Below are 13,006 nucleotides of genomic sequence, written 5' to 3' on the forward strand. Positions count from 1 at the left end.
AGTGCTATTGAGTCTATAACTATGATCCTTGAACGCCACCGCCCAGGGCTTTGTATAACTGTATCATAATGTTTACATGGTTCCGTTCTGTTTTAATCAGATCCATTTCGGCATTTATTTTACTTTTTTGAGCTGCAATAATTTCAAGGTAAGTAGCATAGGCATTTACATAAAGATCCTGTGATACATGCAACCCTTTATCCAGTGCTGACACTTCTTTTCTTTTCTCTGTCAATATCTGTTGATTGTTGGCGATATAACTCAGCAGGGTCTTTACCTCCTGGAAAGCGCCATTCACTGTTTTCTGGTAATTGAGAAAAGCTATTTCCTGTTCTGCTGTGGCTATCTTGAATCCTGATTTTAATTGCCTCTTTTGAAATACAGGGGCTGTAAGTCCGCCAATCAGCTGGTAAGCTATGGATGTAGGGTTGATCAGCTTCTCTGCATTAAAAGAGTTGAGTCCTACGAAACTGCCTATTGTTAAACTAGGGAAGAAGGCGGCCCTTGCTGCTTTAGCATCTGCATGAGAGGCCACCAGCTCATGATAAGATATTCTTATATCGGGCCTGTATTCCATTAACTGTTGTGGGTTGCCATGCCTTGCCAGGTAGTGGATCGATTTAGTATCAATAGAACCACTCCTTTTTATGGTTCCGTTATAAGCGCCGGTTAACTCCAGGAGTTTGTTTTCTGCTGCTACAATTTCCTGCCTGATGCTGTAAAGCGATGCTTTTGTATTAGACAATTGGGCATCAAATTGCTGAACGGCCAGCTCCGTGGCCCGGCCTACTTCTTTATGGATCTTCACCACTTCAAGCGCCCTCTCCTGTAGCTTTATATTTTGATTGAGGATGGCGACTTCCTTGTCCAGCATGATGAGCTCATAATATAAAGTAGCGGTGTGCGTTACCAAGGCCGCATTTAGCAGGTCTTTACCTTGCTGTGTCGCCAGGAATCTTTCCATGGCAGCACCCTTTAAGCTTTTCAGCTTACCCCAAAGATCAACCTCCCAGGAAGCGCTTAAGCCCAGCCAGTAGTCGGGGGTTATAAAAGTGGGTATTTGCTGGCTGTTATCAATATTAGGAGAGAGATTGGTGTCGAAGTTGCCCACTCCCTCCATCGTGTGTTTACCATAGTGCGTACCCGATGCACGTAGCCCGGCTGTAACCGAAGGTAGTAAAGCGCCCTGTCTTGCTTCAAGATAAGCTGTCGCTATATTGATCCGTTCAGCAGCGATCTTATTATCGAGGTTATTGGTCAGTACCTTATTAATTAACGCGATCAGATCTGTGTCCTGGAAAAAGTCTTTGAAATGTAATTGCGCTATATTATTAGAGTCAATGGGCATTTTCGCTTCATAGGCGTCTGGCAGGGGATTAACTTCCCCGACAGATGCCAGCTTCGGCGCATTACAGGCAGCCGCTACTAAGGAAATCGTTACTGGTATAACTATATTACTTTTTTCATCGTTTGCAATTTGAGATTGAGGTGATGCCGGTATAACTACCGCTACTGGTTTCTTTTTCTTTCAGCAAGTCTCGCAAAGAGCACATATAGTCCCGGGATGATCAGGAGGCCGAAGACGGTGCCTATAAGCATTCCACCTGCAGCAGCAACACCAATAGAACGGTTCCCTATGGCCCCAGCTCCAGATGCTATACAAAGCGGGATCAAACCGGCGATGAAAGCAAAAGAGGTCATTAAAATGGGTCTCAGCCTTTGGCTGGCGCCTTCTACAGCCGCGTCTAAAATAGGTTTACCCTCTTTGCGCCGTTGTATCGCAAATTCAATAATAAGAATGGCGTTTTTCCCGAGTAAGCCGATCAGCATAACCAGCGCTACCTGGGCGTAGATGTTATTATCTAACCCTGCCATTTTCAAAAAGATAAAAGACCCAAAGATACCTGCGGGTAAACTAAGTATCACCGGTAATGGAAGCAGGAAGCTTTCATACTGTGCAGCCAATAATAAATACACAAATAAAAGACATAGAGCGAATATGTATACAGCCTGGTTTCCAGATAATATTTCTTCCCTTGTCATACCGCTCCAGTCAAAATCATAACCGCGGGGTAGCTTTTCTGCTGCTACTTTCTCTACGGCTTTAATAGCATCGCTGCTGCTGAAACCTGGCGCGGGTTCTCCATTGATCATGGCCGATGTGAACATATTGTACCGGGTGAGTTGTTCGGGGCCATAGAGGCGCTCCAGCCTGATAAACGAGGAGAACGGCACCATTTCTCCATTGCTGTTTTTTACATATTGATTCAGCACATCTTGTGGCTCTGCCCTGAACTGAGGTCCTGCCTGTACCATTACTTTATACATCTGGTTAAACCGTATGAAGTTGGTTGCGTAGTAGCTGCCGAGCAAGGTTTGAAGTGTGCTCATGGCATTGTCTACCGTTACATTTTTCTTGGCTGCCATATCATAATCCACGTGGATCAGGTACTGCGGAAACGAAGCATCGAAGCTGGTAAATGTGTTGGTCACCTCTTTGGTATTATTAATGGCCTGTACAAACTCTTTCGTTATATCCGAAGTTTCGTTGATAGCTCCTGCACCCTTATTCAACAGGCGAAGCTCAAACCCGCTGGTGTTACCAAAGCCAGGCACTGTAGGTGGGGCAAATACTTCTACCTTGGCATCGGTAAGTTTGGACGTGCGTTGCTCAATCTCTTTGATCACATCAGCAGCGCTTTTGTCGCGCTCGCTCCATGATTTAAGATTGATCATGCCCATGCCATACGAAGCGCCTGCTATTTCATTGGTGAGGCTATAACCGGCGAGCGTTGTAACGCTTTCTATTTCCTTAATATCTTTTGTAGCATTGTTCAGCTCGTCCAATATTTTTTCTGTACGCTCCACGGTAGCTCCCTGCGGCGTCGTTACGTTTACATATACCATACCCTGGTCTTCTGTAGGAATAAACCCACCAGGTAATATTGCACCGGCGCCCCATGTTAGCAGGAAAAATGCTACCAGCATGCCCAATGTTATGATATTTTTGCCCGCAATGCGCTTTAGTATCGATTGATATTTAGACGTTGTTTGATCAAATCCGCGGTTAAAGGAATTAAAGAACCGTCCCAGTAAGCTTTTTTGTTCGGCGTTGTATGTTTGAGCATAAGCGCACAAAGCGCAGGTGTTAAGGTTAAAGCATTAATACCTGATATGACAATAGAAAAAGCCAGGGTTAAGGAGAACTGCCGGTAGAATACACCAACAGGTCCGCTTAGAAATGCTACAGGTACAAATACGGCGGACATTACGAGGGTGATGGCAATGATCGCCCCGGTGATCTCCTTCATGGCTGCAATGGTTGCTTCCAGCGGAGGCAAATGCTCCTCAACCATTTTTACGTGTACGGCTTCTACCACAACTATCGCATTATCCACTACAATACCAATAGCCAGAACCAGTGCAAACAAAGTAAGCAGGTTAATAGAGAAGCCCAGCATCGACATGCACGCCAGTGTGCCTACCAATGCTACCGGAACTGCTAATACGGGTATAAGGGTTGAGCGCCAGTCCTGGAGGAAAATGAACACCACAATACCTACCAGGATAAAGGCCTCTATCAATGTTTTTAAAACCGCGCTGATAGAGGCATCCAGGAAGCGGGATACATCATAAGCATAGCTGTATTCCATGCCCGGAGGGAAAGAGGAGCCTTTCAACTCTTCCATCTTGGCTTTGATATTGTCGATCACCTCGCTGGCATTCGATCCCGGACGTTGCTTGATCATTATTGAAGCCGCCGGCTTTCCATCACTTTTAGATACCATGCTGTAGCTCATAGCGCCAAACTCCACATCTGCCACATCTTTCAACTTTAGTATGGTACCATCGCTGTTGGACCGGATCGCAATATTTTCATATTGTTTGGGCTCAGAGAATTTTCCTGTATACCGAAGCACATATTGTAAGTCGGTTTTAGTTTTCCCTGAGCTTTCTCCTGTTTTGCCCGGTGCAGCGGATACATTTTGCTGGCGCAGTGCGGCAATCACTTCATCGGTGGAAACATTATAAGCCCGAAGCTTCTCCGGGTTAAGCCATACGCGCATTGCATAATCCTTAGCGCCCATTATTTCTGCCCGGCCTACACCATCAATACGCTTAAGCTCTTTTAAAATATTGATATCGGTAAAATTGAAAATAAAGTCTTCATCTGCATTTTTATCGGAGCTGGTGATGTTCAGGTACATCAGCATACTGTTAACTTCTTTTTCTGTAGTAACCCCGGCTTTAATCACTTCTTCCGGGAGCTCATCGAGCACTGTGGTAACCCTGTTTTGTACGTTTACAGCAGCGACATCCGGATCGGTGCCCACCTTAAAGTAAACCGTGATCATGGTAACACCATCGTTACCGGTTACAGTAGACATGTAGGTCATGCCGGGAACGCCATTGATGGCCCTTTCTAACGGTAAGGCCACAGCATCTACCGAAACCTCAGCATTGGCTCCGGTATAACGGGCGGTGACGGCTACAGAAGGAGGTACAATATCGGGGAATTGGGTAATGGGTAATTGAAATAATGCCAGCAGACCTATTAATGTAATGAAGATAGAGATGACCAGTGACAACACCGGTCGTCGTATAAAAGTTTCAACCATGTTTTTGCTTTCAGGTAAATAAAATGATGATGCCGGGCTACATTAGCTGAGCCGGGATTGGTATACAGTAGGAGCGGTTGCGTTATGCAGACCTAGGTACGATTTTGTCTCCTTCTTTTACTGTTTGTATGCCTTCGTAGATGATCTTGTCCTTAGGTTGTAAGCCGTCGGTAACTACATAATAACCGGCCAGTCTTTGGGATATCTGTATACTTTTCATACGAACAATATTGTCTTTGTCAACTACAAAAACATAGTTCTTATCCTGTATTTCGAAAACGGTTTTTTGGGGAAGTAAAATGATGTCCTGTAGCGGGCGGGTAATCAGCAATTTTCCTGAAGCTCCATGTCTCAGCCGGCCGGCAGGATTAGTGAATTTTGCTTTGTAGGCAATATTGCCGGTGTTTTCGTCTATTTCGCTTTCTGCTGATTGTAATTCACCTTCCTGCGGATACTGAGAGCCATCCGGTAAAACAAGGTTGATCGCTACAATGTCATTATTGTTATTGGTGCCATTCTGGATCTGGAAAAATTCATTTTCGGAAATATTGAAGTAGGCATAAACCGTACTGATATCTGAAAGGGTGGTGAGAAGTGAACTGGTAGTAACCAGGCTTCCTTCTTTTAGTGGGATACGGTCCACGATACCGTCGAAGGGTGCTGTTACACTGGTATATTGTATCCGTTGATTAACGGCATTTTTATCTGCCAGCGCTACATCTGCTTTGGCCAGCAAGGCTTTATATTTTGCAGTTACGAGATCTAATTCTGTTTTGGCGATAATGCCTTTGTCTACTAATGTTTGCACCCGCTCTACTTCCACCTGTGATACCCTGGCGTCGGCCAGTGCACTTTTGTAAGCGGCGTTAGTTTTGTTGAGTTCTATTTTAAGTTCGCTGTCATTGATCTTAAACAGCAATTGTCCTTTCCTTACCTGTTGTCCTTCTTTGATATAAATTTTATTAAGTATGCCATCAATACGTGAGTGTATTTCCACGTTTTTTCCAGCTTGTATATCTGCAACATAAGGGATGCTTAAAGTTGTATCTCTTTTATGTATCGTAATGGTGGGATAGGTTTTGTCCTGGTCTTTGTTGGCTTTCTCCTGAGACATGCTTTTGCATCCGGTAATAAATAATATAACTGTACTATAAAAGAAAAACGTTTTTCGCTGATTCATGATTAAAATTTATAAATAGAAGATCCTCCCGGAATTGGAACTCCGGGTAAAGGGAATAGGCAAAAGACTATCTATGCCTGTAAAAGGTTTCAATGCGGTTGCATTGCTAAATAAGATAGCATGCAGAATCAGTAAATATAATAGAGATGGAGATGGCCGAAGCCGGGCAATTGTTTAGGACAGCCCGAAATTAAGCCGAATGAAGAAGTGAGATGTATAGGTGTTTGAATATCCAGTAAGCTGCTATAGAATGCCGTATGTTTTTTTGCTGCCTTCTTTAAATTTACATTACGGTATTTTAAAATGATCAGGTCATCAAAAGCTACATCCTGGTGGTCTCCCTTGTTCGATTGATGTTTGTTGTCGCCACACTTCAAAGAGCCCTGATAAGTAGCCATGTCGATGGTCTCAAAGGAACTTCCTAAAAGTAATAAGAGAAATAGTAGTATGTGCGTTATACGGTTCATCAAGTCGTTTAGAACAACAGAGGTATTGGCGAATGCTTAATCCTGAATGTTCGCAAACATAAAAGATAAGGTTGAGAAATTCAAGTGAAATCTTAATTTTTTAAGTATAGCAGGCATAGCCGCTTGCAAAAACACATAAACAGCAAAAAGATGAAAAGGTTCAGCGATGTTGTGTTTTTACAAAAAATAAAGGCCTGAATAATATCCAGACCTTTCTTGTTTTGTTGTTTAGTTTAGAATTTTTGCCACCAGAGTTTAGTGCCCTTTGTATCGCCGCCAATGGCCTGGGCCGCGGCTTCTTTGTTGGCCCGGTTCGTATTATTTTCTGCAGTAGGGTAGGTTATCCGGTTAGGAACCATCGATACGGTTGGGTCCAATGAGCCAGCTACAGGGGCTATAAACAAGGGGGAACCATCTGGTTTGTTGAAGTTCAATCTTACACGCTCCAACCAGGACTGCATTCCCTGCATATAAAAGGCCAGCCATTTTTGTGTACCAATACTATTTTTCCAGTTAGCTGTATTGTAGGGTACTCTTGCAAGGTATGCCGTAGCGATATCAGCGGACACTCCCCAAAACTCCATACTGGTCTTTATGCCGCTATCGTAGAAGGTAGCCGCGCTTCCGCTAGTGATGTTTCTGGCGGCAGCTTCGGCTTTCAAAAACAAGGCTTCTGAAGCAGTAAAAATAATTCCCGGAAAATTCGGGCTGTAAACTCTGCTGGAAGGTTTTGAAAAATTATTGGCGTCCGATGCATTGTTATCGCCCGATGCATAAGGCACACCTTCGTAAGCACCGTTCACTGTTCGCGCATACATAGGCAGGCGAGGATCATTGGTTGCAACCATATAATCGAGCAAGGTACCTGTTACTACAAATTGTACCGGATCTCTGTCGATATTATTATAAGGAAAAGCTTCGGTAGCATTGCTGGTGTAGGGAAACAAAGCATTATCAGCGTTCGTTTCAATAACACCTCCCTGAATAGCTTTTTCAATATAAGGCTTTGCTGTAGCTTCATCTGCATTACTCATGCGCATTGCCATACGCAGCATCAGCGAGTTGGCAAATTTCTTCCACTTAGCTACATCTCCGCGATATATTACGTCCCCGGTGGTAAACGAAGGATTGGATATGTTTAACTGAGACTGGTATCCGTCTAATTTCGTAAGCAGGTCTTTGTAAATTGTTGCAGCATCGTCATAAGCCGGTAAAGGTTGTTCACTTATAGCTTCGGTATAAGGTATATTGCCAAATGCATCCGTTAACATGTGGAATACCCAAACCCGCAGCACACCTGCAATGGCATTTTGGTTGGCTGCCGCCGCTGCATTGGTGGCGTTTTCGTTGATGACCTCTATTTCTTTTAAAGCAGGGAGCACCACTGAATACATTGACCAAAGGTGTGCGGAACCTGCATCGGAAGAACTGTATCGGCTGTCTTGTTTCGAGTCGGTACCTGCCCAGTATTGTGCATAGTGCATGCCAATACGATTGTTCGTAACAGTATTATAAAGTATATCGGATGCTCTTTTTCTACAAACAGTATCAGTTGTGATGTAGTAGCATTGGTTGGCTTGTTTGGATCAGTATTGAGCTCTTCAAATTTACTGCAGGAGCCCAACGCAATGGAAAAAAGATGCCGGAAATTATATATAGATATTTCATTGTTGATAGGGTTAGATTAGAAAGCTATGTTTAGGTTTAAACCAAAAGAACGTACGGAAGGTAAAGCACCTCCTTCAAAACCTTGTATGTTACCTGAACCGTTTGCCAGGTTGGAAGGGTCAACATTAGGTGCATTAGATTTAATTAGCCACAGGTTTCTTCCATAAAGTGAAAGGGTAATATTGTCTGAGTTGATTTTTTCTGACCACGACCCCGGCAATTGATAACCTAGAGTTACTTCTCTCAAATAAATATAGCTGGCGTCATAAATATTAGCACTATGCACATTGTTATTCCTGCCAAAGTTGGCCTGATAGTAGGTTTTTGCGGGCACATTTACCGAGTACGGTGCATAGCTTCCATCAGACTGTTCTACTACACCTGATACAGGTACCCCATTTTCCCGGATACCGTTTTCAGCGGTTTCCGCCAGCAAGCCAGAGTATTTGCCATACATGTTGGTATACGAAAAGAATTTGCCACCCTGGCTAAAGTCGATGAGTGTTCTTAATGAAATATTTTTGTAGCTGAAAGCATTCGTGATGCCGCCTACGAAATCTGGATATACGCTACCTAAAGGAACAGTGGTATTCGTGAGTTGATACAAGCCTGCTGAGTCTAGTATCTTACGTCCCTGGTTGTCATAAGCATAATCAAACCCGTACAGGGTACCCAGTGGCTGGCCTTTCACCGCAACCAGTGCTACGGGCGGTGTCATTCTTCTTTCCTGGCCTATCACCACTCTGTCTGTGATCTCCTGGCCATTTTGGGCAAGATCAAGAACCTTGTTGATATTCCGGGAAAAGTTAACGGCAATGTTCCAGCTGAAATTCTGCGACTTTACCGGGGTTCCGTCTACGCGTATTTCAATACCCCGGTTATTGATTTTGCCAAGATTAATAATAGAGTTGGTATAACCTGTTGTTTGTGATACCGGGATAGAGATGATCTGGTTTTTGGTTATGCGATCATAATAGGTAAAGTCTATTCCAAACCGGTTATTAAGCATTTTTAGTTCAATGCCAGCTTCTTTTTCTGTGCTCATTTCAGGCAAGAGGTTGGGATTTCTTCTGGTTGGGTCAACACCCGTCATAGATTGCCCGTTGAATTGAATGGGAGCCTGGTATACCGTAAAAAGATTATAAGGATCCGTATCGTTACCCACTTGAGCAATGCCCGCTCTTAACTTACCAAAGTTCAGCCAGTCTGCATTTTTAATCCAGTCGGAAAATATAATAGAGGTTGAGGCTGAAGGATAGAAGTAGGGACGAGGACTGCCGTTACGTAATAACGTTGACGACCAATCATTTCTTCCCGTTAATTCCAGGAATACACTATTAGTGAAGCCGATCGTTGCAGTTCCGAATACAGAGTTGATCTGTTTACGTGGGTTTTGCTCTGTGATTAAAACCGGACCCAAGCTGTTGGCCAGGGTATATACCCCCGCTGATCCTAGACCTGTAGTTGTACTTCCTGTGAATAATTTAGCATTTTGACGCATTATATTTCCACCAACTGTTACATTGATGTTGAATTGTTCGCCAAGATCTTTCCTTATGTTCGCCGTAGCGAGATAGTTCATTTCCTAAAGTCTATCGTGTTCCTCATATAGCTTCCAGGCTGGTATCCTTTTGCAGAACGCTCTTCCTGTAAGCTGTTATAAGTGTCCATAAAGACTTTGGTACTTAAGGTGAGCCAATCAGTAGCCGTATAGTCTAATCCTAAAGAACCAAATATCCTGCTTCGGCTATCATTTTGGTATTCTTCAAATCTTGTCCAATAAGGGTTATTCGAAAAAGCAAGCGTATCACTGGCAAATGACCTTCTGTTCCAGCTTCTTTGGGTGCCATCAGCATATTTATAATCTCTCATTCTATCCATATCCCACTGACGCTGCCCATATTCACTAAATAGCATCATCATGTTCTGACCCGTGAAACCCGTGCCTGGTCGGCCTTTCGCTTCTGTATAAGCATATCTTACACCTGCTGATGCTATAAGATCGTCTGTTATTTTGTAAGTTCCGTTAATACCCGCGTTGGTGCGCGATAGCTTTGAGTTGGGTAATACAAAACGTTGCCGGGTATCTGCAAATGCAATGCGTATAGAGCCCCGCTCGTTGCTGCCTCCCATACTTATGCTATTAGTGATCGTAAGCCCGCTTTGGAAAAAATCTCTTACGTTATTAGGCTGCGGTGCCCATGGAGCTGTAATACCAAAATCCGGGTTGCCCTTGTTTTTGTCGAAAGACCAATAGTGTCTTACCAATCTTCCGTCAAGGCGGGGTCCCCATGATTCGTCCACGCTAAATTCAGGCATTAAATCGTAGCGCCCTTTAACTGGATCGTTGTAAGTGGCCGAGCCTGCTGATAAAAAGTAATCAGCATTATTATTATACCAAAGTGTATCAAATTTTCCGCTGCTGCCACCGCCATAAAGGTTTTGATATTCAGGTAAAATATAAACTTTGTCTGATTGAACATTTAAGCTGTAGTTAACGCCGAAGGTTTTAGCCCCTGCAGATTTTTTAGTAGTTACAAGCACTACGCCGTTCTGTCCACGGCTGCCATAAAGAGCAGTGGCTGCTGCCCCTTTTAATACTGATATCTGGTCAATATCATCAGGATTGATGTCTTGTATCGGACTTCCGTAATCAAACCCACCACCGCCAATCTGTTGATTAACTGTATTGGTATTTAAATTACTGAAAGGAATCCCGTCTACAATAAACAAAGCGTTGTTATCACCCTGGATAGATTTAGGCCCCCTGATATTTACTTTGGTAGAGCCACCCATTGATCCGCTGTTGGTAGATATCTGAACACCGGCTAACGACCTGCTAAACTATTTACGAAGTTTACTTCCTTGGCCGTTTGAATATCGCTGCCATCTACTTCCGATACCGCATAGCCTACCGATCGGCTCTTTTTCGAAATGCCTAATGCTGTTACCGTCACTTCTTCCAGCTGCTCAGGTGCCGTTTGCTGTAATTGTATCGTTAATGCGTTGGCTGAAGTAAGTATTCTCTCCTGTGCTGCAACGCCTACCGCAGAGAAGCGTACCTTGGCGTTAGGGATAAAAGGAATGGAGAAACTGCCATCTGCTCCTGCCGTATACAATTTCCCGTTTGGATATTCTATGCTGGCGGATGGCAGGGGCTCTCCGGTACTGTTGGTTACGCTGCCTTTTATAAAAACAGTATCTCCCGTATTTGTTACTGCTGCGGCTGTAGCGCTGTCAGTTAACGGTACGGCTTGTTTTTTGACTGAGTCAACCACTTTCTGTGCCTGGCCGGTGATGGAGTCTTTAATACTGTTGCTTTTCTTCCAGCTACCTACTTCAATCTCACTGTTATCTTTAATTTGGATTAAAACACTATCTGCCGCAGGAGCTACAAAAGACAGACTTAGATTGAGAAGGCTATTCCTGATCTGTATGGAATCTCCGGGGCTGGCTTTTAAATTAAAAATGCCCTCCGTGTCAGTTTGGGTTGTATCGGCTGAGCCTGTTTTAAAAGATGGGTATCGCTTAAGCCGATACCTGTTTTGCCGATTACTTTGCCTTTAATCGTTTGTGCCTGTAATAAATTGCAAGAGGTTATAATGGCTATGAGGCATAGCAATGTACGGTTTAGCTTCAAGGACATAGTTTGTTCTATAGGGTTTGGTATAAATTTTCTATTGTCAGCCAACCGTTACAATAACTTGGCCAAAGCAATCGAAGAGGGATTAGAAATTCGTTAAAACATAAAATAACAAAGCCTGTAAGAGTTGCTTACAGGCTTTGCATCAAAAAAATAGTTACTTACATATATGTTATTAAGCTACTGCTTTTTCACCAGATCTGCAGCTTCGCTCAACAAGATAGCAGATTGTACTTTTAAGCCACTCTCATCAATCAGCTTCTTCGCTTCTGTAGCATTGGTTCCCTGCAATCTAACAATAATAGGAATTTCGATATTGCCCAGGTTTTTATAAGCGTCGATAACACCTGCAGCTACACGATCGCAACGAACAATACCTCCGAAGATATTGATCAGGATAGCTTTTACAGCTGGATCCTTCATAATGATCTTAAATCCGGCTTCTACTGTTTGAGCATTGGCTGTACCGCCTACATCAAGGAAATTGGCAGGCTCACCACCACTCAGTTTGATCATATCCATCGTAGCCATTGCCAATCCGGCGCCATTTACCATGCAACCTACATTACCATCCAGTTTTACAAAGTTCAGGTTATGTTTACCCGCTTCAACTTCAGTCGGATCTTCTTCAGTAATATCTCTTAAAGTAGCCAGGTCTGCGTGGCGGATCATTGCATTATCGTCCAAACTCATTTTACAGTCTACCGCTATGATCTTATCGTCAGCTGCTTTGAACAATGGGTTGATCTCCAGCATGCCGCAATCTAATCCTACATAAGCATTGTATAGATTGATTACGAACTTTACGCAATTTTTAAAAGCTTCACCTTTTAAACCCAGGTTAAAAGCAATTTTTCTTGCCTGGAATCCCTGAAGGCCGCCTGATGGGTGTACGAATTCTTTGAATATTTTTTCCGGAGTATCATGCGCCACATCTTCAATGTTCATACCACCTTCGGTGCTGTACATGATCACATTCTTACCACTAGAGCGATCTAACAGAATAGACAAATAAAACTCTTGTCTTTCGCTAGGGCCGTCATAATACATATCCTGACCTACAAATATTTTGTTCACTACTTTACCGGCAGGTCCTGTTTGTATAGTTACCAGGGTGCCACCCAAAATACCCTGGGCAAACTCCTGGATATCCTCTAAAGATTTAGCAACTTTTACACCATTAATGCCTGTTTCTTTTACAGTGCCTTTTCCACGACCACCGGCGTGGATCTGTGCTTTTACAACAGCGAACTTGCTGCCACTGTCAGTTTTTATCTTACGATAAGCTTCCTCAGCTTCCTGAACGGAACTACATGCGTAGCCTTCCTGCACGGGTACATTGTATTTTTTAGTAACTCTTTCGCCTGATATTCATGAAGGTTCATAGTAAAAAACTTTTGGCACGAAGATAAGAGGAAAGTTTAAAGTT

At 43.4% G+C, this 13,006-nt stretch carries 10 protein-coding genes; all 10 read right to left on the minus strand.

Translation table 11 applies throughout. From position 1 onward, the window contains the following. Positions 1-19: 19 nt before the first annotated feature. On the minus strand, positions 20-1,348 hold the full coding sequence (locus MKP07_RS16845; RefSeq protein ID WP_240848215.1) for a TolC family protein: 1,329 nt from the start codon (positions 1,346-1,348) through the stop codon (positions 20-22). Between the two features lie 161 nt (positions 1,349-1,509). Beyond that, positions 1,510-3,138 carry an efflux RND transporter permease subunit gene (locus MKP07_RS16850; RefSeq protein ID WP_240848216.1) on the minus strand — a complete coding sequence of 543 codons (1,629 nt, stop codon included), beginning with the start codon at positions 3,136-3,138 and terminating at the stop codon, positions 1,510-1,512. Then, positions 3,024-4,619 (minus strand): efflux RND transporter permease subunit, encoded by a 1,596-nt coding sequence (locus MKP07_RS16855; protein WP_240848217.1) that lies wholly within the window; start codon positions 4,617-4,619, stop codon positions 3,024-3,026. The genes MKP07_RS16850 and MKP07_RS16855 overlap by 115 nt, the downstream gene beginning before the upstream one ends. A gap of 82 nt (positions 4,620-4,701) precedes the next feature. Beyond that, positions 4,702-5,733: an efflux RND transporter periplasmic adaptor subunit gene (locus MKP07_RS16860; RefSeq protein WP_240848218.1), complete on the minus strand. Its 1,032-nt coding sequence runs from the start codon at positions 5,731-5,733 to the stop codon at positions 4,702-4,704. A gap of 194 nt (positions 5,734-5,927) precedes the next feature. Beyond that, entirely contained in the window at positions 5,928-6,266 is a 339-nt protein-coding gene (locus MKP07_RS16865) for a hypothetical protein (protein WP_240848219.1), read from the minus strand. A 233-nt stretch (positions 6,267-6,499) separates the two neighbouring features. Continuing rightward, a complete protein-coding gene (locus MKP07_RS16870; RefSeq protein WP_317236036.1) occupies positions 6,500-7,825 on the minus strand; it encodes a SusD/RagB family nutrient-binding outer membrane lipoprotein in 1,326 nt (441 codons plus the stop codon). A 125-nt stretch (positions 7,826-7,950) separates the two neighbouring features. Continuing rightward, positions 7,951-9,516 (minus strand): SusC/RagA family TonB-linked outer membrane protein, encoded by a 1,566-nt coding sequence (locus MKP07_RS16875; protein WP_240848221.1) that lies wholly within the window; start codon positions 9,514-9,516, stop codon positions 7,951-7,953. Then, positions 9,513-10,730, minus strand: coding sequence for a TonB-dependent receptor plug domain-containing protein (locus tag MKP07_RS16880; RefSeq protein ID WP_240848222.1), 1,218 nt, complete (start codon positions 10,728-10,730; stop codon positions 9,513-9,515). Before MKP07_RS16880 ends, MKP07_RS16875 begins: the two co-directional genes overlap by 4 nt. A 32-nt stretch (positions 10,731-10,762) precedes the next feature. Next, positions 10,763-11,212, minus strand: coding sequence for a carboxypeptidase-like regulatory domain-containing protein (locus tag MKP07_RS16885; RefSeq protein ID WP_240848223.1), 450 nt, complete (start codon positions 11,210-11,212; stop codon positions 10,763-10,765). Between the two features lie 545 nt (positions 11,213-11,757). Then, positions 11,758-12,909 carry an ADP-forming succinate--CoA ligase subunit beta gene (gene sucC, locus MKP07_RS16890; RefSeq protein ID WP_240848224.1) on the minus strand — a complete coding sequence of 384 codons (1,152 nt, stop codon included), beginning with the start codon at positions 12,907-12,909 and terminating at the stop codon, positions 11,758-11,760. Positions 12,910-13,006: the final 97 nt, after the last annotated feature.

Origin of the sequence: Paraniabella hibiscisoli, from assembly GCF_022512515.1 — a bacterium.
Lineage (GTDB): Bacteria > Bacteroidota > Bacteroidia > Chitinophagales > Chitinophagaceae > Niabella > Niabella hibiscisoli.